This is a genomic window from Janthinobacterium sp. 61 (assembly GCF_002846335.1).
Lineage (GTDB): Bacteria > Pseudomonadota > Gammaproteobacteria > Burkholderiales > Burkholderiaceae_D > Janthinobacterium.
Genome location: NZ_PJMQ01000001.1, coordinates 874,239 through 898,811 on the forward strand (window position 1 = coordinate 874,239; position 24,573 = coordinate 898,811).

22 protein-coding genes are annotated in these 24,573 nt (G+C 59.4%); 7 read left to right on the forward strand and 15 right to left on the reverse strand.

The window, feature by feature from the left end:
• Window positions 1-71 precede the first annotated feature (71 nt).
• The 9 genes from CLU92_RS04080 to CLU92_RS04120 all read right to left on the reverse strand — a co-directional run bounded on the left by CLU92_RS04080 (window position 72) and on the right by CLU92_RS04120 (window position 11,874).
• A complete protein-coding gene (locus CLU92_RS04080) occupies window positions 72-959 on the reverse strand; it encodes a flagellin (RefSeq protein ID WP_101480834.1) in 888 nt (295 codons plus the stop codon).
• A 115-nt stretch (window positions 960-1,074) separates the two neighbouring features.
• Entirely contained in the window at window positions 1,075-2,211 is a 1,137-nt protein-coding gene (locus tag CLU92_RS04085; RefSeq protein ID WP_101480835.1) for a DegT/DnrJ/EryC1/StrS aminotransferase family protein, read from the reverse strand.
• Entirely contained in the window at window positions 2,208-5,420 is a 3,213-nt protein-coding gene (locus CLU92_RS04090) for a tetratricopeptide repeat protein (RefSeq protein ID WP_180338423.1), read from the reverse strand. The genes CLU92_RS04085 and CLU92_RS04090 overlap by 4 nt, the downstream gene beginning before the upstream one ends.
• 132 nt (window positions 5,421-5,552) lie before the next feature.
• Window positions 5,553-6,269 (reverse strand): metallophosphoesterase, encoded by a 717-nt coding sequence (locus CLU92_RS04095; protein WP_218973440.1) that lies wholly within the window; start codon window positions 6,267-6,269, stop codon window positions 5,553-5,555.
• Entirely contained in the window at window positions 6,208-7,185 is a 978-nt protein-coding gene (locus tag CLU92_RS04100; RefSeq protein ID WP_101480838.1) for an ATP-grasp domain-containing protein, read from the reverse strand. The genes CLU92_RS04095 and CLU92_RS04100 overlap by 62 nt, the downstream gene beginning before the upstream one ends.
• Before the next feature lie 45 nt (window positions 7,186-7,230).
• On the reverse strand, window positions 7,231-7,953 hold the full coding sequence (locus CLU92_RS04105) for a class I SAM-dependent methyltransferase (protein ID WP_101480839.1): 723 nt from the start codon (window positions 7,951-7,953) through the stop codon (window positions 7,231-7,233).
• A 48-nt stretch (window positions 7,954-8,001) separates the two neighbouring features.
• On the reverse strand, window positions 8,002-9,147 hold the full coding sequence (locus CLU92_RS04110; protein ID WP_180338424.1) for a class I SAM-dependent methyltransferase: 1,146 nt from the start codon (window positions 9,145-9,147) through the stop codon (window positions 8,002-8,004).
• 106 nt (window positions 9,148-9,253) lie between these two features.
• Window positions 9,254-9,958 carry a WbqC family protein gene (locus CLU92_RS04115; protein WP_101480841.1) on the reverse strand — a complete coding sequence of 235 codons (705 nt, stop codon included), beginning with the start codon at window positions 9,956-9,958 and terminating at the stop codon, window positions 9,254-9,256.
• 239 nt (window positions 9,959-10,197) lie between these two features.
• A complete protein-coding gene (locus CLU92_RS04120; protein WP_180338425.1) occupies window positions 10,198-11,874 on the reverse strand; it encodes an electron transfer flavoprotein-ubiquinone oxidoreductase in 1,677 nt (558 codons plus the stop codon).
• Between the two features lie 251 nt (window positions 11,875-12,125).
• On the opposite strand from CLU92_RS04120, the gene CLU92_RS04125 reads away from it, so the two are divergent.
• Window positions 12,126-12,902 (forward strand): SDR family oxidoreductase, encoded by a 777-nt coding sequence (locus CLU92_RS04125; protein WP_034752351.1) that lies wholly within the window; start codon window positions 12,126-12,128, stop codon window positions 12,900-12,902.
• Window positions 12,903-12,931: 29 nt separating this feature from the next.
• On the opposite strand, the gene CLU92_RS04130 is transcribed toward CLU92_RS04125, so the two are convergent.
• A complete protein-coding gene (locus tag CLU92_RS04130) occupies window positions 12,932-13,498 on the reverse strand; it encodes a LuxR C-terminal-related transcriptional regulator (protein ID WP_101480843.1) in 567 nt (188 codons plus the stop codon).
• 147 nt (window positions 13,499-13,645) lie between these two features.
• On the opposite strand from CLU92_RS04130, the gene CLU92_RS04135 reads away from it, so the two are divergent.
• A complete protein-coding gene (locus tag CLU92_RS04135; RefSeq protein WP_101480844.1) occupies window positions 13,646-14,347 on the forward strand; it encodes a CoA transferase subunit A in 702 nt (233 codons plus the stop codon).
• Between the two features lie 20 nt (window positions 14,348-14,367).
• Window positions 14,368-15,018: a CoA transferase subunit B gene (locus CLU92_RS04140; RefSeq protein WP_101480845.1), complete on the forward strand. Its 651-nt coding sequence runs from the start codon at window positions 14,368-14,370 to the stop codon at window positions 15,016-15,018.
• A gap of 49 nt (window positions 15,019-15,067) precedes the next feature.
• Here CLU92_RS04140 and CLU92_RS04145 read toward each other — a convergent pair whose 3' ends face one another.
• Together CLU92_RS04145 and CLU92_RS04150 are read right to left on the reverse strand one after the other, a co-directional pair.
• A complete protein-coding gene (locus CLU92_RS04145; protein ID WP_101480846.1) occupies window positions 15,068-15,478 on the reverse strand; it encodes a DoxX family protein in 411 nt (136 codons plus the stop codon).
• A gap of 234 nt (window positions 15,479-15,712) precedes the next feature.
• Complete coding sequence (locus CLU92_RS04150) at window positions 15,713-17,050, reverse strand: dicarboxylate/amino acid:cation symporter (protein ID WP_243858145.1); 1,338 nt, start codon at window positions 17,048-17,050, stop codon at window positions 15,713-15,715.
• A gap of 215 nt (window positions 17,051-17,265) precedes the next feature.
• Here CLU92_RS04150 and CLU92_RS04155 point away from each other — a divergent pair, with 215 nt between their 5' ends.
• Genes CLU92_RS04155 through CLU92_RS04165 form a run of 3 tightly spaced genes read left to right on the forward strand, consistent with a single transcriptional unit; the run spans window position 17,266 to window position 20,844 of the window.
• Window positions 17,266-18,147: an alpha/beta fold hydrolase gene (locus CLU92_RS04155; RefSeq protein ID WP_101480848.1), complete on the forward strand. Its 882-nt coding sequence runs from the start codon at window positions 17,266-17,268 to the stop codon at window positions 18,145-18,147.
• A 53-nt stretch (window positions 18,148-18,200) separates the two neighbouring features.
• Window positions 18,201-18,551 carry a RidA family protein gene (locus tag CLU92_RS04160; protein WP_101480849.1) on the forward strand — a complete coding sequence of 117 codons (351 nt, stop codon included), beginning with the start codon at window positions 18,201-18,203 and terminating at the stop codon, window positions 18,549-18,551.
• A gap of 40 nt (window positions 18,552-18,591) precedes the next feature.
• Window positions 18,592-20,844, forward strand: coding sequence for a bifunctional (p)ppGpp synthetase/guanosine-3',5'-bis(diphosphate) 3'-pyrophosphohydrolase (locus CLU92_RS04165; protein ID WP_101480850.1), 2,253 nt, complete (start codon window positions 18,592-18,594; stop codon window positions 20,842-20,844).
• Window positions 20,845-20,897: 53 nt separating this feature from the next.
• Here the strand turns inward: CLU92_RS04165 and CLU92_RS04170 are convergent, their stop codons facing one another.
• The 3 genes from CLU92_RS04170 to CLU92_RS04180 form a co-directional block, all read right to left on the reverse strand.
• Complete coding sequence (locus CLU92_RS04170) at window positions 20,898-21,881, reverse strand: cation diffusion facilitator family transporter (protein WP_101480851.1); 984 nt, start codon at window positions 21,879-21,881, stop codon at window positions 20,898-20,900.
• A gap of 117 nt (window positions 21,882-21,998) precedes the next feature.
• On the reverse strand, window positions 21,999-22,874 hold the full coding sequence (locus CLU92_RS04175) for a pirin family protein (protein ID WP_101480852.1): 876 nt from the start codon (window positions 22,872-22,874) through the stop codon (window positions 21,999-22,001).
• Window positions 22,875-22,941: 67 nt separating this feature from the next.
• A complete protein-coding gene (locus tag CLU92_RS04180) occupies window positions 22,942-23,541 on the reverse strand; it encodes an FMN-dependent NADH-azoreductase (RefSeq protein WP_101480853.1) in 600 nt (199 codons plus the stop codon).
• Between the two features lie 113 nt (window positions 23,542-23,654).
• Between CLU92_RS04180 and CLU92_RS04185 the strand changes: the two genes are divergently transcribed.
• Window positions 23,655-24,560, forward strand: coding sequence for a LysR family transcriptional regulator (locus tag CLU92_RS04185; protein WP_101484479.1), 906 nt, complete (start codon window positions 23,655-23,657; stop codon window positions 24,558-24,560).
• Window positions 24,561-24,573 lie beyond the last annotated feature (13 nt).

Below are 24,573 nucleotides of genomic sequence, written 5' to 3' on the forward strand. Positions count from 1 at the left end.
TTATATGGATGTTGCTGGATGAAAAAAGCCCCGGCAATCGCTTGCCGGGGCTGGTCTGGAAGCGCAGTCGATTATTGCAGCAGGGACATGACCATCGAGGACATGCTGTTGCTTTGTTTCAGCATCGCGGTGCCGGCTTGCAGCAGCATTTGCGACGACGTCATGTTCGAGCTTTCGGTGGCGAAGTCAACGTCCATGATGCGGCCGGTCGCGGCCTTGGTGTTGGTCGAGATATTTGACAGGTTGCTGTTGATGTGGTCCAGACGGTTTGCTGCGGCGCCCAGTGCGGAGCGCACGGTGCCGACGTTGTCGATGGCATCGGCCAGCGTCTTGATCATGGTATTGGCGGCGGTGCCCGTGGAGATTTCGGCGCCGGCGGTCGTCGTGGCAACCGACGAGAATTTGGTCGACACGAGTTTCAGCGCCGTGTTCAGGGTCGACATGCCGCCCGAGACGTCGATCGACATTTTTTCCGTCGAGCTTGCGCCAATCTGGAACGTCATGGTGGTCGACAGGGTTGGCGAGCCGGCGGTGCCGGCACCGTCGCCCAGCAGCTTGCTGCCGCCGAACGTGGTGTTGCTCATGATGTTGTACAGTTCTTGGCCCAGGGCATCGAACTCCGCCTGCATGGCTTTCTGATCATCCGTGTTCGACGAGGCATCTGCCGCTTGCGTGGCCAGATCCTTCATGCGCACCAGCATGTTGGTCACTTCGCCAAACGCGCCTTCGGCCGTTTGCAGCATCGAGGTGCTGTTTTGCGTGTTGCTCATGGCAACGGTCATGCCGCTGGTCTGGGCTTTCAGGCGTGTGGCGATCTGCAGGCCGGCGGCGTCGTCCATAGCCGAATTGATGCGGTAGCCGGTGCTCAGGCGGGTCATCGAGGTCGACAATTGCGATTGCGTTTTTGCAATCGAGTTTTGTGCGGACAGCGACGCGTTGTTGGTATGCAAACTCAGCATGGGAAAAACTCCTAATAGGGTGAATTCAGTCGAGAGCCGCGAGTTTGCGCTCTCCTTGAGTACAAGACGACTGTTTTTACCTCTATATTAAATAAAAATTTCTGTATGGGAATATTTACTTGCCGTTTGCCCATCCGTCACGGATGATTGCGATGATGCGCTCGACCTGTTCCGTAGGCAGCTCGGGGTAGAGCGGCAGGCATATCACCCGCTCCGCCATGGCGCTGGCGTTGGGCAGGTTGGCCCGCGCTGCAGATGGCATGTGCCGGTACATGGGGAAGTCGCTGATCAGGGGGTAGAAGTAGCGGCGCGCATAGATGCCGGCATCGCGCAGCTTCTGGAACAGCGCATCGCGGCTGAGCGGGTATTGCGCCTGCACCAGGATGGGGAAATAGGCGTGATTGAAGGCCGTTTCGGATGGCAGGGCAGGGCACAGTATGCCCCCGGTGGTCTCCAGCCCTGTGCGGTAGTGCCGGTCGATGGCCGCGCGCTGCTGCAGGGCCTGGCCGATGCCTTTCAGTTGCAGCATGCCGAAAGCGGCGCTCACTTCGTTCATTTTCCCGTTGATTCCTGGGGCCACCACTGTCACTTCATCAACAAAACCGAAATTCTTCAGGTGATCGATATGCCGCTTGGCCTTGGCGTTCGGCGAAATGATGGCGCCGCCTTCAAAGGTATTGAATACCTTGGTAGCATGAAAACTGAGTACGGAGAGATCGCCATGCTTAAGGACGCTGTCGTCGCGGTACTGGACTCCAAAGGCGTGCGCAGCGTCATAGATGACCTTCAGTCCATAGTTGCTGGCGATTTCTTCAATTTTTTCTACATTGCATGGCCGGCCATAGCAGTGCACGGGCATGATGGCGCTGGTGTGCGGCGTGATCGCCGCCTCGATCCTGGCCGGGTCCATATTGAAGCCGCCCGGCTCGATATCGACGAAGACTGGCTTGATGTCATTCCACATCAGAGAGTGTGCCGTGGCGACAAATGAGTACGGTGTCGTGATGACTTCGCCCGTGATGCGCAGTGACTGCAGCGCTGTCATCAGCGCCAGGGTGCCATTGGCGAATAGCGAGATATGCTCTACGCCCAAGTAAGTAGCCAGTGCCTGTTCCAGCTGCTGGTGAAACGGGCCGCCGTTGGTGAGAATCTTGTTCCCCCATATTTGTTCCAGATAGGGCAGGAATTCCTCCAGCGGGGGCAGCGTTGGTTGGGTGACGTAGACAGGCGGCTGACCAGCGTGCGGTTTCATGCCTGTCCTTCGGCTCGCACCGGCTCCAGTTCGATTTCAAACGAGGTCGGCGCCTGGCCAGCGCACCAGCGGTGCCACATGACGCGCAGCGCGCCTTCGAAGCCGGCCGAGATAACGGCGGGCTGGCCCATCGCCGAGTTTTCGATGATTTGCCGCATGTTCGTACGGATATCGGCAAGCAGTGCGGGCTGGTTTGCGATAAATATACCTTTTGCAACGAAATCGTCGACGTCATTGGCGATGAAGGCCGACAGTCCGATATGGCCGAGCGCACAGGCGGTGGGGCGCCCTGGCAGGGTATTGCCGGGAATCGTCAGCACTGGCACGCCCATCCACAGGGCGTGCATGGTGGTGGTGCCGCCCGTGTATGGGAAGGTGTCGAGGCACAGGTCGACCTTGTGGTGCAGGGCCAGGTAGTCGGCGGTCGAGGCGCGCGGGTAAAAATCCAGGCGTTCACGCGCGATGCCTTCGCTGGCGAACCAGTCGATGTAGATCTCGTAGGCACCGTTCTTTGGCATGGCGCCCATCAGCATGCGCGCAGTGGGCACGGCGCGCAGCAGACGTGCCCATGCGGCGATGACTTCACGGCTGAGTTTGTTTGGCCGATTGAAGCTGCCAAAGGTCAGATAGTCGTTTTCGAGGGCGGGCAAGCGGTTGACCGCTGGCGATAGTGCCGACGGCAGGAACGGCGCGGCCGCCGGCAAATACACAATGGATTCACTGAATTGTTTTTCCATGGCGCCAGGCGGCAGGTAAAAGCGGTCCGACAGGAAATAATCCATCGCTTCCAAGCCGGTCGTGCCAGGGTAGCCAATCCAACTCGCCTGCACGGGAGCTGGCTTGTGGGCGAAGGCCAGCAAACGGTTGGCGCCCGTATGTCCTGCCAGGTCGATCAGGATATCAATTTGATCACCTTCGATCTGGCTGGCCAACTCGGCATCGCTCAGGTGGTGGATGGCATGCCAGTGATCGAGCAGCGTGCGAACACGTGCGGTACAGTCATCATCCAAGAGACTCGTGTAGTAACCATGCAGCACGAACTGCGAGGAGCGGCTCAGATGATCAAAAATTGGCAGGATGAAATTGGCCACGGCATGGTTGTTGAAATCGCCTGAAACAAAGCCGATGTGCAGCACCCGCTCCGGATCCCGGTCGTTCCCGTGTTCTGGCCAGTTGGCGCGTAGTGGAGTCTCGAAGCGCGTGGCGAATGCCTGGTGTTCCGCAAATAGCGCCGCGGGATCGGGGTAGTCGAGATGCGTGAGGCAGAACAGCAAATTACTGTGGATCGGGGCGCAGTGTGGATCGAACGTCAATGCGCTGCGGCAAGTAAGAATGGCTTCCTTTAGCAAGCCCTTTTCGCATAGCGTAGCGCCCAGGCTAGTATATGCTTCCAGATAGCCGGAACGCAGTTCGATCGCCTGCTTAAACGCCGCAATGGATTCGTCGTATTGGCTCAGCATGCGATAAGCCATGCCCATGTTCAGGTGGGCGGCAGCGAAACCGGCATCCAGGGAGATAGCTGTGCGGTAGTGCTCTAGCGCTTCTTCATAGCGGCAGAGATCATGCAGTACGGCACCGATATTACTGTGCACGACGGCAGGCTCGGCGTCGAATTCCAGTGCCTTGCCATAAACGGCGAGCGCCTCGTCATAGTTTTTGACTTTTTGCAAGGCGATGCCGAGCCGGTTATATTTGTCCGCCGAGTTCGGCTCCAGCGCCAGCGCCCGCCGACGGCAGGCTACCGCGCCGTCAAAGTCGCGCGCGAAGGTCAAGGTATCCGCGAGGTATTCCAGAGTATTGCAGCAGCCGGGATCGAGCGCGCTTGCTGCGCGGTGCATGACAATGGCCTCATCCACGCGCCCCATGGCCTGCAAGACCATGCCCAGGTGGTTATAGTTGGCGATACTGCCGCCATCGCTTTTCTGCAGGGCTTGATAGACGGCTAGCGCCTCGTCTTCACGCTTGAGCGCGAAGAATGCACTGCCGAGGTTTGTTTGAATTCCAAGGTCGTGCGGATTGATGCGATGCGCAAGCTGGAAGGCGGCCAGGGCCTCTTCTTGCCGGTTCAGGGCTTTCAGGCACAGGCCCATGCTGTTCTGGAATGCTGCCGCGCTCGCATCAAGCCGCACCGCCGTTGCATGGCTTGCCAGCGCCTCGTCCAGCCGCTGCATGTCTTGCAAGGTGCTGCCCAGGTTGGAATGCGCCAGCGCATAGTCCGGGGCCAGCGCGATGGCGCGCCGGTAGCAGCCTTCCGCTTCATCGTGCTGCCGCAGGGCTTGTAGCGTATTGCCCAGATTGTTGTGCAGTTCCGCATCGTTGGGCGCGAGTTCTATCGCGTTGTAGTAGCTGGCCGCCGCACCGTCGAGGTCGCCAATGGCTTTGAGCGTGTTTCCCAGGTTGAAATGCGCCATGGCATAGGCAGGTTGGATGGCCAGCGCCTGGCGATATGCATGTGCCGCTTCTTCCAGCCTGTTCTGGGCTTGTAGCGCGCCGCCAAGGTTGCTGTGCGCCTCGGCAAATTCCGGCTGGATTTCCAGCGCGCGCAAATAGCAGTCGATCGCTTGCTCGTGCTCACCGATGGCTTGCCATGCATTGCCCAGATTGCCATGGGCTTCGGCGTCGTGGGGCGTCAGCTGCACGGTTTTTTGCAGGGTAGGCAGGGCATCCTTGCCCTGCATTTGGAGGGCGGTACCCAGGACGCTCCAGGCGAAAGGCGATTCCGGATAGGTGGCGATCAGCGCGCGCGTGGCGCTTTCCATCTGCGCATGCTGGCCAGCGCGGTACAGGTCGATGACATGTTGCATTTCTTCGACGGATGGCATCTGCGCCAGTTGTGCAACCGCGGCGCGCGCGCGCGCGCGCAAGGCTTGAGATTCTGCATTGTCGAGCCCGCGTTGGATTGCGCTTTCGATAATTTCTAGCCCATGGCTAGGCTGCTCCGCCTGCAGCAGGCCGTTCGCATACGATAGCCAGAATTGTCCTTCGTCAGGGTTGACGGAGAGGGCAGTACGCAAGTAGGGAAGGGCGGCATCGTGGAATCCCATTTGCCCCGCTAGCAAGCCAACATTGTGGTTGGCTACCGCATGATAGGGCTGTGCGTTGACGATGGCAAGATACAGCGGTTCCGCGTCGGCAAAACGGCCTGCCTGGTGGTGCGCGATGGCGCGTTGCAATTCTGCCTCGACGTTTTCTGCTGCTGGTGAATTCATGCTCATGGGGGGAGGGAGAAGATTTGCCAAAGGTAATTGTAACTGCTTGGTATTGAATTAGAAAATTTCCACAGGGAATTTTTCATATCCGCTTTTTCTTGCAATAAAGGTGTTGTATCGGCGCCCCAAAACCTATTCCTGGAGCCGACGCAAGGTTTTTGAACCGGTTTTCAAACCGCCATAGTAATAGTCATTGAAGCCAGCGGTTTCCATCAGGTCGAATACTCTCTGCATGTCATACGCCACGCGATGCAAGGCAAATTCACCGTGCGCATACACGGCAAATGCCGCGCGGGGATCACCGTCGCGTGGCTGGCCAACGGAGCCGGGATTGCAATACGTCTTGTCGCCATACTGGCGCACCATTTGTACATGGGTGTGACCGGAAACAAAAATGTTCCCGATGACCCGTTCAAAATATTCCTCGCTGGGTTTCAGGTACTCATCGAGCGGATCGCCCCATCCGCCATGCACCATGCGGATATCGCCAATCTGTAAATGGACTGGGAGCGTTTTTAGCCACTGCAAGTGATCCGGCTCGATGATTGTGCGCTGGTAGATGAGGCAATCATTGACGCTCCTGGAGCGGGGGCAAAAGCCGCCGCCCGCCATATACCAGTCATGATTGCCCATGACGCTGGGGATATTGCGCTCGCGCAGGGCGGCGCAGCACTCGTTGATTTGTGTGTAATAACCAACAATGTCGCCAGCACAATAAATATCTGTAATGCCCAGCGCGTCGATGGCCTTCAGGACTGCCTTGAGCGCTTCGAAGTTGCCGTGTATGTCAGCGATGAATGCTATCGTCATAAAATATGTGATCCTCGATATAGCGTATTGCTTTTCCATAGCGCGTGGGTGGCTGATGCGGAATTAAGCCATCGAGCGTATAAGTTACGGCCATCGCGCTCTCGTTGTAGCCAAACGCCGTGCGGATGGAGGTGGAGGAAGAAATGCGCGGGTTGATCTCAAGCAGCTTGATACCGTCCAGACATTTTCTGAATTGAAAGTTGGTGGGGCCGACAGGATTGAACATGGCGCATAGGGCACTGAGCGTATCGAGAAAGGGGGTGCTGGAGACGGCTTCGGCACGCTCGGTATAGCCGTCTTTGGACAAATGCCGGCGCAGGGTCTGGCATGCGTAAAACCCGCCATGGCCATCGCAGAAGGCTGAAGTCGTATATTCCTCGTCGTCACTGCCGATCAGTGGCTGTGCCATCAGGATCTGCCCTAGCAGATGCTGATGCAGCATGAAGCTGTCCTCGTCCGTTATACGGACGATGCCCTTGGATCCAAATCCCTGTCGCGGCTTTAGCAAAAATGGTAGACCGAAGCGGGCCTTCAAGGTGGCGAACGAATTGTCCAGACTGCTTTCGATGGCGCACGGCAAAGCAGCGGCCGCAAGTGCCTGGTAGAACAGCCATTTGTCCTGGCAGGCATGGAGTAATTGAGGATTATTGAGCAATGCCTTGGCGCCGCTGCGTTCGATCTCCTGCTGCCTGGCCAGCCAGCCATACATGTCGATTTCAATGGAGGGAATGATCAGGTCGACGCGGTGACGGTGTATGGTCTCGCCCAGCCACGCGATGTAGCCGTCATCATTGCTGGGCGGCGCTTGCTCGAATACATCGCAAAAGGCGGTCGCCACAGAGTGGGCATGCATGGACGTGCCGACAAGGCGCAGGGCTTCCGCTGATTGCCGCAGGCTGCGCAGGATGCCGTAGCCAACAATGCCGCTCGCGCCCGAGACAAGGATGGTACGCATTATTGGCTCACCGTGATGGGTTGATGGCAGGCACGCTGGTGCCGCTTATGCAACTGAAATTTGCGCAAGTATGCCGCATGATAATTCTGGATAAGCAATGCCGGCCTGGCACATGGCTTGAGTAATGCTTTCGGGTAAGTTCAACGCCAGCATTTGGCGCGTGGTCACCGGCTTGAGAAAAATCCCTTCCAGTGCATCGATCCGGTAGCCTGCCTGCTGGATTTCGGCAGAAAGTGATGCCACGGTGTAATAGCGTTTGTGCCCTTGTATGAAGTCGTTCTCGGACAATGCCTGCATGTCCGGCAGCATGCCGGCCAAATGGCCTAGGCGCCGGTTCAGTGCTTCGGCATTTGGCACGGCCAGAAACATTTTTCCACCTGGGGCCAGGAAGCGTTTGTAGTGCTGCAGCAGGAGCAGCGGGTCGTCCACGTGCTCCAAGACAAAGCCCATCACGATGACATCGAACGTCTCGTCGGTGGAGAACTCTTCAAAATAGGTTTCCGTGATGTTGGCCAGGCATGCCGGAAATTGCTTCTGAAAGTTATTGATGATGGCTGGCGAACCTTCGAGTATCAGGTGGCGACTGTACAAGCGCGAAAAAATATTGGCCGTGTAGCCATGGCCCAGGCCCAGTTCCAGCAGAGATACCGCGCCTCCAGTGAGGGCGGCGATGCGCGGCGGATACCAGCTCAGCAGAATTTGGTTGTCGAAATCATACAGCTGGTCGCCCTGGTACGCCACGACATGTTGATCTAATGTATTTTTCATGAGTGCAATTTTCACTTGGCAGGTGGCTGCCGCTTTTTATTCCGGTAGCTATGGGAAAGACGCCGTCTGGCCTGGCCGCTGAGGTGACAGGTGCTCGCGCAGTTGAATGAACAGCGCGCTGCCAATGAGGAAGGCCGATGAGATGCTGGACATGTGCTGGGCCAGAAATTCATCGCCCGCGCGCCGTGGTCCATCACCATAGGGCCAGACGTAGTCATCGATAATGATCCAGCCGCCGGCGGTAACCAGGCCGCACCATGACACGACATCAGCCTTGACGGCAGCATAGGTGTGGTTGCCATCGATGTGTAAGATGGCTATTTTCTTGTAGAAGCGCGTACTGCCGAACGCTGCGCTTTCCACCGTGTCGTGCCCCGTGTAATGGCGCACGGCTTGCATGGAAGTCATGCGCAGAAAATTGATATGCTGCTGGTTGTATGGCAGCAGGTTCATGTGAAATACGGTCAGCGCTTCATCCGCGTCGTATTGCGCGGAAACGCTGTCGACGAGTCCGGCGTCGTCATGCTGCACCAGGTTATCGTTGGTCCAGGGATCGATGCACAGCAGTTTTCCGATGGCATGGCAGCTTGCCAGTCTTGCCAGCACGAAGGCCGATTTTCCCCACCAGCTTCCGATTTCCACCAGATCGCCACTCACGCTATAGCGGGCTATTTCGCACAAGGCATAGATTTTTTCGTGATCGCACATGCCCGGAATGATGTCGGCATGCTTGAACAGTGCGGCCAGTTCAATCTCGGAAAGAGCTGGCTTGGCTGGCGTTGCCGAAGCCAGTGGCAACGGCGCTGCCAGCCAAGTCTGTGCATAGGCACGCGCCGAGCGGAACGGTGTCAGTTCCGCGCTGGCCGGTAGTTCATTGACGAGACCGACGCCTGCCGGCAATTGACTGGCGATGCGGTGGATGCGGTCCCAAACTACCGGATTTGCCGTATAAATACCACCTATGCCGGCCTTGCTGATCGCTTCGATCAGGGCCTGGTCAAAGGCCGCTTCCGTGATGTAGGGGAGGTAGAGCCAGCCAGGGTAGCGCGCGCGCGAGGGGTCGTGGCCAAGCGATGACGCACCGATGACGGGTTGATTCTCACGCTGGCATTTTTCCAGAAATTCCAGCGAGCGGGGTGCCCCGCCAGGGAATATCAGAATCGGCTTTGTGGAATTTTCCCTCGGCTCATGCATTGTCATATTCGTAGTAGATAAGGAGAATCGGGAAGTATAGATGGCACATGGGCGGCCCGGTCAGCGTCAGCAAGGGCAGCATGCACAGAATTGTCAATTGCCCGCTTCAGCTGAGGCTATAGCCATTGCGCAACAGTGAATGTGTTGTATCTGGGCAATTGTACATTATCACATCGAGGATGGATAGCATCCCAACATGTTCATGTTTCCCTTGTGGATAGCATGTCTTCTGCATTGTCAGGAACTGCAGTTGGATTTTGTGCTGGCGAAACGTTTCGTGCTGGTACAGAAGCATCCCGCCAACGGCGTTCAGGTAGCGCGATGCGCCTTCCTGACGGCAAATATCGAGCACGCGCTCTTCGCCGTGCATGGCGCTGTTGCCATACTTACGCGAGGTTGGCACAAGTTCCGTATCGAGCGACAGGTAGTCCATGGTCTCGCGCAGGCTGTTGAGCAGGAAGGCGTCGAGTTGTGTCGAAGAAAAATGGACAATCCTCTCGAGCAAGGCGGCCGCGGTGCGGTAATGGGGCGCGCGCGCATAGGCGTGATGTACGCTGGATAGCAGCTTGTCGCGCCACGCTGGTTGCGTTGCAACTTGCAGGTCGCAAATGCGGCGATGGGGGCTAGCGCCATTTACGGGCACGGTGAAAAGGTGTGGCGCGCCATTGAGCAGTATGCGGTTGCGATTGATCCATCCCTGTTTCATGTAGGCGGCATCGTCGAGCACGACAAATTTTTCCACTGCGGCGATCAGCTGGAAATAGCCCAGGTAGGGTAAAAAATACGGTTGCATGACTGCGATGGTCGTCATGGCGCGGTACCTGCGGCAAGGAACAGTTTGAGGGGATTGTTGTGCATGCCGTGACGTCTGAAAAGTGAGTAAGGACGGTCCCAATTGTAACGGTTAGTGGTGCCTTAGGAAATGTTTCCTGGCGGGCGAATGGTGGCGCCTGGCCAGCACTGCAGCGTAAGCCATGAAAAAAATGGCATGAAAACCAGCGGATCTTCACGCCATTGCCACCGTCAACTGAGTGGGGGTGCTTTACCTGCTTACATATTCGGATAATTCGGCCCGCCACCACCCTCCGGCGTCACCCACACGATGTTCTGCGTCGGGTCCTTGATGTCGCAGGTCTTGCAGTGCACGCAGTTCTGCGCATTGATCTGCAGGCGTTCGGCGCCGTCATCATTCTTCACGAATTCGTACACGCCGGCGGGACAGTAACGCGCTTCCGGGCCCGCATACGTGGTCAGGTTGACGTCGACGGGGACGCTGGCGTTCTTCAAGGTCAGGTGGATGGGCTGGTCTTCCGCGTGGTTCGTGTTCGAGATGAAGACGGAGGACATCTTGTCGAAAGTCAGCTTGCCATCCGGTTTCGGATACACGATCTTTTTCGACTGGGCCGCAGGCTTCAGGCATTCGTGGTCGCCATGCGAATGGTGCAGGGTCCACGGCGCCTTGCCACGGAAGAGGATCTGGTCGATGCCCGTCATCAGGCTGCCCAGGTACAGGCCTTTCGACAGCCATGGCTTGACGTTGCGCGCCACGTGCAGTTCTTCATGCAGCCACGACTGTTCAAAAGCAACAGGGTAGCTGGCCAGTTCGTCGTGCTGGCGTTGTTCGCCCAGCGCGCCGAAGGCCGCTTCCGCCGCCAGCATGCCGCTCTTGATGGCTGCGTGGCTGCCCTTGATGCGGCTCATGTTCAAAAAGCCCGCATCGCAGCCGATCAGCGCGCCGCCGGCAAACACCAGTTTCGGCAGCGATTGCAGGCCGCCGGCCGTGATGGCGCGCGCGCCGTACGAGATGCGCTTGCCGCCTTCGAAGAACTTGCGGATTTCCGGATGTGTTTTATAACGCTGGAATTCCTCGTACGGCGACAGATACGGGTTTTCGTAGGCCAGGCCCACCACATAGCCGACCATGACCTGGTTGTTTTCCAGGTGGTACAGGAAGGAGCCGCCATAGGTTTTGGCGTCCAGCGGCCAGCCCGTCGAGTGGATCACCAGGCCCGGCTTGTGCTGCGCCGGGTCGATTTCCCACAATTCCTTGATGCCGATACCGTAAGATTGGGGATCCTTGCCGGCGTTCAAATCATACTTGGCCATCAGCTGCTTGCCCAGGTGGCCGCGCGCGCCTTCGGCGAACAAGGTGTACTTGGCGTGCAATTCCATGCCCAGCTGGAAGTCGGGACCGGGTTCACCGTCGCGCTTGACACCCATGTTGCCAGTTGCCACGCCCTTGACGGAGCCGTCGTCGTTGTAAAGGATTTCCGCGGCAGGGAAGCCCGGGAAGATTTCCACGCCCAGGTTTTCCGCCTGCTGGCCCATCCAGCGCACCACATTGCCCAGCGAGACAATGTAGTTGCCGTGGTTTTCAAAGCATGCTGGCACGGCGAAGTTCGGTGTCTTGTACGCTTTGGTTTCCGTCAGGAACAGGATGCGGTCTTCCGTCACTGCCGTGTTCAGGGGCGCGCCCAGTTCTTTCCAGTTCGGAATCAGTTCGGTCAGCGCTTTCGGGTCCATGATGGCGCCGGACAGGATGTGAGCGCCCAGTTCGCCGCCTTTTTCCAGCACGCAGACGGACACTTCCTGGCTCTTTTCAGCGGCCAGCTGCTTCAGGCGGATTGCCGCCGCCAAGCCTGCGGGGCCACCGCCGACGATCACCACGTCATACTCCATGGTTTCGCGCGGTCCGTACTGTTCAACTAAGTTATTAGGCTGTGTCATGGTCTCGATTGTTAGTCACTAAATGGGTGGGTGAGGAATCTTCGGATAAATTTAAGCACGAGTGTGCTTGTTTTTGGCGAGGATTGCAACTTTGGCGCCATTTTGCGTGACATTGCCCCTCGCCGCAATCTAAATCCGGCCATTTTGTGTAATGATGGCGTTTACCTTTGCTCAAGTGCGACGCAGGGTATTTTGCCCCTGTGCCAGTGGCACGGTGTAAAGTGTTATCTAAAATAAAACAGGAGTAGCTCGTGGGCATAGAAGTTAATTTCGAGGGCAAGATTGCCCTGATTACCGGCGCATCGAGCGGCCTCGGCGCGCGTTTTGCGAAAGTACTGGCCCAGGCTGGCGCACAGGTCGTGCTGGCCTCGCGCCGCACCGAGCGCCTGAAGGAGCTGCGCGCCGAAATCGAAGCCGATGGCGGCGCCGCGCACGTCGTTTCGCTCGACGTGACCGACTTTGCCAGCATCAAGTCCGCCATTGCGCATGCGGAAACGGAAGCTGGCCCGATCGATATACTCGTCAACAATTCCGGTGTCTCTACCACGCAACGCCTGGTCGATGTCACGCCCGAAGATTATTCGTTCGTGATGGACACCAACCTGCGCGGTTCCTTCTTCGTGGCCCAGCAGACGGCCAAGCGCATGATCGCGCGCGCCAAGGGAGACCCGAAGAAACAGCACCGCATCATCAATATCGCCTCGATGGCGGGCTTGCAAGTGCTGCCGCAGATCGGCGTGTATTGCATGAGCAAGGCGGGCATGGTGCACATGACGCGTGCCATGGCCGTGGAGTGGGGCAAATACGGCATCAACACCAACGCCATCTGTCCCGGCTACATCTCGACCGAGATCAACGAAGATTATTTCGCCACCGAGCAGGGCAAGAAGCTGATCGAAATGCTGCCCAATAAACGTCCGGGGAAACCGGAAGACCTCGATGGCCTGCTGTTGTTGCTGGCGGGCGAGGATTCGCACTTCATCAATGGCGCGATTATCTCGGCCGATGGCGGCATGAGCACCTTTTAATCCATGTAGAGTAACAGGCAGCTGCAGCGTCAGCGCTGCAGCTGCAGTCCCACCAGCTTGTGCACCAGCTCGGATGACGTGGCGGCCGCGAACTTGCGCATCAGCTTGGCGCGGTGCATTTCCACCGTGCGGGGGCTGAGGTCGATCTGGCGGGCGATGACCTTGCTGGTTTTGCCTTCCACCAGCAGGGCGGCGATTTCGCGCTCGCGCGGGGTCAGCTCCGCCGTCACGGGGCGTTTCTCGCTGACATCCTCGAACGTCCAGATGCCGGCCCCCAGTGGCTGGCCCGGCAGCATGGCGTGGCCCGTCACATGGCACCAGAACAATTCTCCATTGCTGCGGCGCATGATGCGCTCGTCCGAATAGCGTCCCCTGGTGTTCATGATGGGGATGATGCGGTCACCCGTGCGCAGGAATTCGTCGTGCGTGGGGTAGAGTACTTCGAAGGACTGGTTGTCGAGCTGGGCGCGTGCATAGCCGAACATGGCCGCCAGTGCCTCGTTGCAACTGCGCATGATGCGGTTTTCCGACATGCACATGCCCACGGGCGCGTGCAGGAAGATGCTTTCATAATCGATGGCTGACGCGGCGTTCATCTGATACGTATCACTCTCACAGGGGGATGGCTGGCACGGCGCCGGTAGTTCTACGGTATTGTACTTTCCACTCGCGTATTTTATGCTGAGTCGCTGCCTGAGTCATGGACTCAAGACCAAAGCTTAACAAAAGATAGAGGGACACCCATGAATAAAGTTTATCCTGACGCCGCCTCGGCGCTGGCCGGTATCGTCCAAGATGGCCAGACCATCGCCGTTGGCGGCTTTGGCCTGTGCGGCATTCCCGAAGCTCTGATCGCTGCCTTGCGCGACTCGGGCGTGACGGGCCTGACGGCCATTTCCAACAATGCCGGCGTGGACGGCTTCGGCCTGGGCCAGCTGCTTACCACGCGCCAGATCAAGAAAATGATCGCCTCCTACGTGGGCGAAAACAAGGAGTTCGCCCGCCAGTACCTGGCCGGCGAACTGGAACTGGAATTCACGCCGCAAGGCACACTGGCCGAGAAACTGCGCGCCGGCGGCGCAGGCATTCCCGCCTTCTTCACCAAGACGGGGGTGGGCACCATCGTTGCCGACGGCAAGGAGCTGCGTGAGTTCGACGGCGAACAATACGTGATGGAACGCAGCCTGGTGGCCGATGTGTCGCTGGTGAAAGCCTACATGGCCGACCGCGCCGGTAATTTGGTTTACCGCAAGACGGCGCGCAATTTCAACCCGAACGTGGCCATGGCGGGCAAGATTACCATCGTCGAAGTGGAAAAACTGGTGGAAGTGGGCGAGATCGACCCGGACCAGGTGCACACGCCGAGCATCTTCGTGCACCGCATCGTGGTCAACGCGAACCCGGAAAAACGCATCGAGCAGCGCACGGTGCGCACCGAAGCATAAAAAAGAATACGGAGATTAATATGGCTTGGACGAGAGATCAAATGGCCGCGCGCGCGGCGAAAGAGCTGCAAGACGGCTTCTATGTGAACCTGGGCATCGGCTTGCCGACCCTGGTGGCGAACTATGTGCCGGAGAACATCGAAGTGTTCCTGCAGTCGGAAAACGGCTTGCTGGGTATCGGCCCGTTTCCCACCGACGCGGAAGTCGATGCTGACCTGATCAACGCGGGCAAGCAGACGGTGACGGCCTTGCCGGGCGCCGCCTACTTCAGCTCGGCTGACTCCTTTGGCATGATCCGTGGCGGCAAGATCAACCTGGCCATCCTGGGCGCCATGCAAGTGTCGGAAAAGGGCGACCTGGCAAACTGGATGATTCCAGGCAAGATGGTCAAGGGCATGGGCGGCGCAATGGACCTCGTCGCTGGCGTCAAGCGCGTCGTTGTGCTGATGGAGCACGTGGCCACGGCCAAGGATGGCACGACGTCGCACAAGTTGCTCAAGCAGTGCGACTTGCCGCTGACGGGCGTGGGCGTGGTCGATGTCATCATCAGCGACCTGGGCGTCATCGACGTGACGGAAAACGGACTGAAGCTGGTGGAACTGGCGCCGGGCGTCACCAAGGAACAAGTGCAGGCGGCCACGGGCGCGGAACTGGACGTTTCCGCCGTGTAAACGGCTCGTTGCAGGCAATAACAGGGCGGACAGCGATGTCCGCCTTTTTTTATGCGTCCGCCTTGCCGCGCAAGCCGTCCAGGCTGTAGGCGCCGGCGCCCGCAACTGCAAAGTACAGGAAGGTGAAGCAGTACATCACGGCCATCTCGCCGCCGTTCAGGATGGGCAGAAAGCCGGCAGGTGCATGTGCCATGAAGTAGGCGGCCGCCATCTGGCCCGACAGGATGAAGGCGACGGGGCGCGTGAACAGGCCCACCAGCAGCAAGCTGCCGCCCACCAGTTCGATGACGCCGGCCGCGCCCATCAAGGACAACAGTTGCAGGCCGTCGAACATGGCCACGTGCGGTGCGCCGAACAGCTTGGCAGTGCCGTGCTGCAGGAAGAGAAAACCGAGGATGATGCGCAGCAGGCCAAGCAGGCGTGGGTTCCAGGTGGCGTAGAAGGCGGGCGTGAGGGACATGACGTACTCCATTCAAAAAGGTGGATGGTTCTGTGTCAGGCTTGTATTAACGCAATGTCATTATGCGCGAGCCTGGCGGCGAACAGGTGACAGCACTGTAATGGTTTTTGATTCATTGATCATTATGGTAAATATTGATGCATGATTTACTGTGTGTTGATGATGCGATAAAGTGCGCGCGCATGAAAAAAGCCCCGCAGATCGCTCTGCGGGGCTCCTAGTGGAGAGGTCAGCTTACTTGACGATATTCACGGCTGGTGCAATGTAGGCATCGTCGGTCGGGTGGGTGGGATGAGCCAGCTCGCTGTGCAGCTTGTCCATGTCCAGTTCTTTTTCCCATTTCGACACGACGATGGTGGCCACGCCGTTGCCGACGAAGTTGGTCAGCGCGCGGCATTCGCTCATGAAGCGGTCGATGCCCAGGATCAGCGCCATGCCGGCCACGGGAATCGTCGGCACCACGGCCAGGGTGGCGGCCAGGGTAATGAAGCCGGCGCCGGTGATGCCTGAGGCGCCTTTCGAGGTCAGCATCGCCACGCCCAGGATGGTCAGTTCCTGCCAGATGGTCAGTTCCGTGTTGGTCGCTTGCGCCACGAACAGGGCGGCCATGGTCATGTAGATGTTGGTGCCGTCCAGGTTGAACGAGTAGCCGGTGGGCACGACCAGGCCGACCACCGGTTTCGAGCAGCCCAGGCGCTCGAGTTTTTTCATCAGCGCCGGCAGGGCCGATTCCGACGAGCTCGTACCCAGCACGATCAGCAGTTCTTCCTTGATGTACAACAAGAAGCGACCGATGGAAAAGCCCGTGTACTTGGCGATCAGTCCCAGCACGACGAAGACGAACAGGAAGCAGGTCAGGTAGAACGAACCCATCAGTTTAGCCAGCGGGATCAGCGAAGCCAGGCCGTATTTGCCGATGGTGAAGGCCATCGCGCCGAACGCACCGATGGGAGCGACTTTCATGATGATGTTGACCATGCCGAAGATGGCATGCGACAGTTCATCGATCAGCTTGGTGACCGGACGGCCGCGCTCGCCCAGCAGGGACAGCGAGAAGCCGAACAGGATGGCGATCAAGAGCACTTGCAGGATGTCGCCCTTGGCGAAGGCATCGACGAAGGTCTTCGGGATGATATTCATCAGGAAGTCGACGGTGGTCAAGCCTTCGGCGTGCGTATATTGCGCGATCGACTTGGCATCCAGGTGAGCCGGGTCGGCGTTGAAGCCGGCGCCCGGTTTCAGGATATTGGCAACCAGCAAGCCGATGGCCAGCGCAAAAGTGGAGACCACTTCGAAGTACAGCAGTGCCTTGCCGCCCACTCTGCCGATCTTCTTGACGTCCTGCATGCCGGCAATGCCGGAGACCACGGTACAGAAGATCACCGGGGCGATGATCATCTTGATCAGTTTGATAAAGCCGTCACCCAGCGGTTTCATGTCGACGGCGTTCGATGGGTAGAACACCCCCAGCAGCACGCCAGCCACGATGGCGAACAGGACCTGTACATACAGGATTTTATAGAATGGTTTTTTCACGAGTGGTCTCCTCTTGCGGGTTGATGCTGCGATCATCCGCCCATTGCCAGGCTGGCTCAATTGTGGATAACCGCAGATATGCATTTTCGCTATATCGGGTATTGCTTCATGGCTGGCGTGCTGCGGCGCAGCATTTCAGGCGCGCGCTTGGAGCATTGCCCGCGCTGCGCTACACTGCCGTAGCGTCGCGCGCGGGATACTCCATGGCAGGCAGGAAGCGGTGCTCTTTTTATATCGAATAAGGAAATCGCATGATCGAAGCCAGTATCAAGTCAGTGCAATGCATCTCGCCGGCGGGCTTGCACAGCATGTCGTATAAAGAGTGGGGCGCGCCCGATAATCCGAACGTGCTCGTCTGCGCCCATGGCGTGACGCGCGTGGCGGACGACTTCGATAGCCTGGCGCGCGCCATGGCCAGCGATTACCGCGTGATCTGCCCCGATGTGGTGGGACGAGGACGCTCGGGCTGGCTGGCCAACCCGCAGTTTTACCGCGTACCGCAATATGTGAGCGACATGGTGACCTTGCTGGCGCGCGTGCTGGCCAATGGCGAGCGCCAGACGGTGGACTGGTTCGGTACTTCGATGGGCGGCTTGATCGGCCTGGGTCTTGCATCGTTGCCGGACAGCCCGATCAGCAAGCTGGTGCTGAACGATATCGGCCCGACCCTGGCGCCGGAAGCCTTGCAGCGCATCGGCGACTACATCGGCCAGGATCTGCGTTTCGAGACGTTCGAGCAGGGTGCCAGGTTTGTGCGCGATGTGTCCGCCAGCTTCGGCCCGCACACGGACGCGGAATGGCATAAACTGGCCGTGGATGTGTTGCGCCAGGATAAGGATGGCCATTGGCGCCGTCACTATGACATGGGACTGGCCATGCCGTTCCGCTCGGCCACACCGGAATCGGCAGCCAGTGACGAAGCCATGCTGTGGGCCGCGTATGATGCCGTGCGCTGTCCCACCTTGCTGGTGCGCGGTTCGGAATCCGATTTGCTGTCGCACGCGACGGCGCAAAGTATGCTGGGCCGTGGTCCGAAGGCGGAGCTGGTGGAAATTGCCGGCGTGGGCCATGCGCCCACTTTTGTCCATGACGACCAGATCGCCATCGCGCGCAAGTTTCTGCTGGGCAAGTAAGTAGTGGTAAGAGATAACGCTGTACAGATTTTGAAACAACCGAAAGAAGAAGCATGGAAATTACACGACTGCACGTAGGCAAACGCCTCTCCGAAGTAGCGATACACAACAACACCATCTACCTGGCTGGGCAGATTGCCGAAGACACGACGCAAGACATCGTCGGCCAGACGCGCGAAGTGCTCGGTCACGTCGACCGCCTGCTGATGGAAGCGGGCAGCGACAAGACCTGCATCCTGTCGTGCCAGATCTATATCGCCGACATGAAAGACTTCCCCGGCATGAATGAAGTGTGGGATGACTGGGTCGCGTCCGGCCACACGCCGCCGCGCGCCACGGTGGAGGCGAAGCTGGCCAATCCGGCATGCCTGGTTGAAATCGTCATCATCGCTGCAGAGCGCTAGGTTATTAAGTTATTTAGTTTTTAAGTTTATAAGGCATTACATGGTTTCCATCTCGGCCCCGAATAGCGTCACATCGGAACAACTGGTAGAGGGCTTGAGTGCGCCGGACAGCGCCCGCGTGCTGGACGCGCTCGCGTATGCCACCGAAGCGTATGGTGACAAGCAGACCTTTGCCGGCCGTTCTGCGCTGGACTTCGCCATCGGCGTGGCCACCACCCTGGCTTTCCTGCGCAGCGATGCGGAAACGCGCATTGCCGGTCTGATGTTCGAGCTGACGATGCTGGACCCGGATACGGCGGCCGACATCGAGCCGCGCTTCGGCAAGCAGGTGTGCGACCTGGCCACCGGCGTGCGCCAGCTGATTCGCCTGCGCGCGCTGACCCAGGCACAGCACGGCAGCGCTGCCGGTCGTGGCAAGAACGCGGCGCAGCAAGCCGTGGCCCAGGTGGAAACCTTGCGCAAGATGCTGCTGGCGATGGCCTCCGACATGCGCGTGGTGCTGGTGCGCCTGGCCGCATGCGTGACGACCTTGCGCTATTTTGCCGAATTGAAGCTGTTCAACGAAATGACGCGTGAATACGGCAAGGAAACGCTGGATTTGTACGCGCCGCTGGCCAACCGCCTCGGCATCTGGCAACTGAAGTGGGAACTGGAAGACTTGTCGTTCCGCTTCATCGAGCCGGAAGCGTATAAACGCATCGCCAAGATGCTGGAAGAAAAGCGCATGATGCGCGAGGGCTTTGTTTCCTCGGCCATCTTGCGCCTGCAGACGGAACTGGCCTCGGCCGGTATCCAGGCGGAAGTATTTGGCCGCCCGAAACACATTTACAGCATCTGGAACAAGATGCGCGGCAAGGAACTCGATTTTACGGCCCTGTACGATGTGCGCGCCTTCCGCGTCATCGTCGCCGACGTGAAAACCTGCTACACGGTACTGGGCGTGGTCCACAATATCTGGACCCCCATCCCGAAAGAATTCGACGATTACATTTCGCGGCCAAAACCTAACGGTTATCAGTCGCTGCACACGGTGGTGACGGCCGAGGATGGCCGGCCGCTGGAAGTGCAGATACGCACGAATGAAATGCACAGCTTTGCCGAGTACGGCGTGGCTGCGCACTGGCGCTACAAGGAAGAGGGCGGCTCGAACTTTGCCGGCCAGAAATACGACGAAAAGATCGCCTGGCTACGCCAGTTGCTGGCGTGGAAGACGGAAGTGGCCGATGCTGTCGTGGGCCAGGAAGAAATCCAGCGCGAATGGGTGGAAAAGTTGAAATCCGCCACGCTGGACGACCGCATCTTCGTCATGACGCCGCAGGCGCGGGTGCTGGAATTGCCTGTGGGCGCCACGCCCGTCGATTTTGCGTATCACCTGCATACGGATGTGGGCCACCGCTGCCGCGGCGCCAAGGTCGACGGCATCATGGTGCCCCTGAATACGCAATTAAAGAACGGCCAGACCTGCGAAATCATCACGGCCAAGGGCGCGCCCGGTACGGCCGGGCCGTCGCGCGACTGGTTGGGCGCCGGCTACGCCGTCAGCACGCGCACGCGTTCGAAGATCCGCGCGTGGTTCCATGCCATCGACATGCAGGAAACCCTGGCCCACGGCCGCGCGCTGGTGGAGAAATCCCTGCAGCGCGAAGGCAAGACGGCCGTCAATCTGGAAGCGCTGGCGCAAAAACTGGGCTTTGCCAAGGTCGACGAGCTGTTCCTGTCGGTCGGCAAGGATGAGTTCAGCCTGCGCCACGTAGAGCAGGCGCTGCACGACACTGGCGAAGTGGTGGTGCCGGAAGACGCTGTGCTGGTCGGCAAGAGCCGCGCCTCCAGTGTGGAGCAGGGTGCCAAGTCCGGCGTGCTGGTGGTGGGAACGGAGGGCTTGATGACGGTGCTGGCCAAGTGCTGCAAGCCGGCGCCGCCCGATAGCATCGTGGGCTTCGTGACGCGCGGCAAGGGCGTCTCTATCCACCGCGCCACCTGCAAGAATTTCGAGGAAATGCGCGCCAAGTCGCCCGAACGGGTGATTTTCACGGAGTGGGGCAGCACGGGCGGGCAAGACACCGTGTATCCGGTCGATATTTTCATTCTGGCCGGCGACCGTCAGGGCTTGCTGCGCGACATCTCCGAAATCTTTTCGCGCGAAAAGATCAACGTGATCGGCGTCAACACCCAAAGCGCCAAGGGCCAGGCCCGCATGACATTTACGGCCGAGATCAGCTCGACGGCGCAGCTATTGAAGGCCTTGAATGTCATCAAGGACGTGAGTGGTGTCCTGGAGGCAAGGCGCAGTTGACGCAATAAACTGCCAGGGTCAGACCCCCAAGGCCGCTAACGCAAAGTGCTGAGCTAGCGTGGTCGAGGGTCTGACCCCAGGCCTTGCTGGTGGGTCTTGTCACCCGCATGCAGCCCAGCCATCGCGGCCGTCTCCGGCTGCAGAGTGATGTGATCGATACCGTGCTTGCTGAGTAACATCTTCTTGATCGCGCGCAATACCTTGGGCCAATGGTCGAGGTGTTCGATTTCCACGTGGCCGATCAGGGCCGGATGGCCCGGCGACATGTCCCACACATGCAGATCGTGCACGGCAATCACGCCGTCCACCTGTTCCACGTCCGTGCCCACGGCGATGTAGTCGATGTGCAAGGGCACGCCTTCCATCAGGAAGTGATAGGACTCGCGCAGCACGCCAAATGTCGACTTTAAAATCAGCAGGGACACCAGCACCGACAGCAGCGGGTCGATCTGCATCCAGCCCGTAAAGTAAATCACGGCGCCGGCGATGATGGCGGCGACCGAACCGAGCAAATCGCCCATCACATGCACGAGGGCGGCACGCGTGTTGACGCTTTGCTTGTCTTTCGACAATACCCACGCCACTACCACATTGATCGCCAGGCCGATGAAGGCGACGATGAAAACCATGCCGCCCTTGACGGGTTGCGGGGCGGAAAAGCGTAACGCGGCTTCATAGCAGATCCAGCCCACCACGCACAGCATGGCCAGGCCGTTGACGAAGGCGGCCAGTGCCTCGGCGCGGCCAAAGCCGAACGAGTGGCGTGGAGACGGGGGGCGGCGCGCGATGAGCTGCGCCAGCAGGGCCAGGCCCAGCGCGGCCGCGTCCGTGACCATGTGGCCCGCGTCGGAAATCAGGGCCAGCGAATTGGACATGAAGCCGGCCACGACCTCGATGCCGGCAAACGACAGGGTTAGTCCCAGCGCCCACGCGAGGATGCTCTGGCTGCGCCCCTCGAACGAGTGGGTGTGCTGGGCGTCGCCCTTCAGGTGGGCGTGCAAATGGGTGGCGTCGTGTTCGGTGTGCGTCGGCTGCATGGAATGCTTTGTGGAATGAGGTTGCCGTCAGTGTAATTGAAAAGCAACAAGACAGTCGGCACGTAAAAAAACCTGCAGGGCCCGAGGCGCCGCAGGTTTTTGATGGAGCAGACAACTTTACTGCGCGGCCGTCTCGCCAAACTTGCCCTCGCGGAAGTCCTGCACGGCCTGGAACACTTCTGCCTGGGTATTCATGACAAACGGACCGTACTGCGCGATGGGCTCGTTCAAGGGCTGGCCGGCGACGAGGATTACGCGTCCGCCTTGCGGCGCCTCGATGCGCACGCCGTCGCTGCCCGGCGTGTTGGCGAAGATCGCCATGCGCAGGGCGGGCACGGCCTTGCCGTCCACCTGCACTTCGCCACGGAAGGTGTAGAGGAAAGCGTTATGGCCTTGCGGCAAGGGCTGCTCGAAGCTGCTGCCGGCAGGCAAGTCGATGTCCAGGTACAGCGGTTCCGTCAGCTCGCGCTGCACGGCGCCCGTCACGCCATGGCTCGCGCCGGCGATCACTTGCACGGCCACGCCCGCGTCCGTCGTGTAGCGGGGGATTTCGCTGCTGGTGAAATCGCGGTACCACGGCGTGCGCATCTTGTCGCGCGCGGGCAGGTTCAGCCACAGCTGAAAACCTTCCATCACGCCTTCTTCCTGTTCCGGCATCTCCGAATGGATCACGCCGCTGCCGGCCGTCATCCATTGCACGCCGCCCGAGCTCAGCAAGCCTTCGTGGCCCGCGCTGTCCTTGTGGCGCATGCGTCCCGTGATCATGTACGAGACCGTTTCAAAACCCCGGTGCGGATGCTCGGGGAAGCCGGCGATGTAGTCGTTCGGCTTGTCGCTGGCGAAATTGTCGAGCATCAAAAACGGGTCGAGACGGCGCTGCAGCTGCTGCGTCAGCACGCGGTTGATCTTCACGCCAGCGCCATCCATGACAGCCTGGCCGGCGATCACGCGCTCGACGGCGCGTGCTTTGTTGACGGTGGTGATGTCGCTCATTGTGTTCTCCTGTTTGGGGTCAGACCCGCCGGGTCTGACCCCGTCTGACCCCGGCTTGGTACGTGCGTTACACCAAAATGGCGTTGATCTCGGCATCGGCTTGCGCCTGTGCCTTGGCCACGGCGTCCGGGCCCATGCCCATGCCTTCCGAATACACGTATTGCACGTCGGTCAGGCCCAGGAAGCCGAACATGGTGTTCAGGTAAGGCACCTGGCTATCGTTGGCGCTGTCGCGGTGCAAGCCGCCGCGGGACAGGCCCACATAGACTTTCTTGCCGGTCAGCAGGCCAACGGGGCCGTTTTCCGTGTACTTGAAAGTGACGTTGGCGCGGGCAATTGCGTCGAACCAGCTTTTCAGTTGCACGGTGATGCCGAAGTTGTACATCGGTGCGCCGATGACGATGACGTCGGCTGCTTGTACTTGCGCAATCAGCGCGTCGTCCAGGGCGATGCGGGCCGCCTGCTCCGGCGTGCGCTTGTCCGCCGGCGTGAACAGCGCTTGCAGGGTCGGCTCGTCGAGCACGGGGTGTGGTTGGGCAGCCAGGTCGCGGCGCACCAGGGTGGCTTCAGGGTTGCTGGCTTGCACGCGGGCAACGATGGCGTCAGCCAGACGGGTCGAGGCGGAACCGGTGCTGCGGGCGCTGGAATTGATTTGCAGGATGTTCATCTTGTTTCTCCGTGTGAGGTGTCTTGCGATGGATGAACTATAGCAATTCCAAAAACCATCCGGAAGCCGTTAAAATGGATAACATTAATCCACTAATGGAACAATTGGAACATATGGATATCGATCCTGGAGATTTGCTGCTGTTCGCTCGCGTCGTCGAATGCGGCAGTTTCTCGCGCGCCGCCCAGCGCGTGGACTTGCCCAAGTCGACCCTGTCGCGGCGTATTTCACTGCTGGAGGCCAAACTGGGCGAACGGCTGCTGCTGCGCACCACGCGCAAGCTGGCGCTGACGGAATTTGGCGCCAGTTTGCTCGAGCATGCGCGCAAGGTAGTCGAGGAAACAGAAGCGGCCGGCGCCTTGGCCCAGCACCGCCAGGCGGGCCCCAGTGGCTTGTTGCGTATTTCCATGCCGGCCGATTTCGGCGATGCGCTGATGCGCCAGGTGCTGGCCGAGTTCGTGCGCCGCTACCCGGCCATTTCGCTGGAACTGGACTTGTCGGCGCGGCGCGTGGATTTGCTGGAAGAAAATTTTGACCTGGCCATCCGCATGGGCAACTTGCCCGATGATGCCAGCCTGTCCGCGCGCCGGGTGGCGTTCAGCACCCTGTCCCTGTATGCCTCGCCGCAATATACGAGCGTGCACGGCCTGCCCGAGCATCCCGACGACCTCTACGGCCATGATTTGCTCAGCTTGCCCCGTGCCGTGCATGGCCTCGTGCACTGGACTTTGATCCGCGGCAAGACAACGTGGGAGCGCGATTTGCCCGTGCGCCTGTTGGCGAACTCGCCGGAATTGCTGGTGCGCATGGCCTGCACGGGCGTGGGGATTGCGGCCAGCACGGACCGCTTCGCCAGGGCCTATGTGGCGACGGGGGAATTGGTGCGCGTGCTGCCGGAGTGGAGTTTCCCGCTGGTCACGGGCTGGGCCGTGTTTCCCGGCCGGCGCTTGATGCCGGCCAAGACGCGCGCGTTTCTGGACCTGATGGAGGAAATGTATCAAACCGACGCGCCCGTGTAGGCGCGCGTCCCGT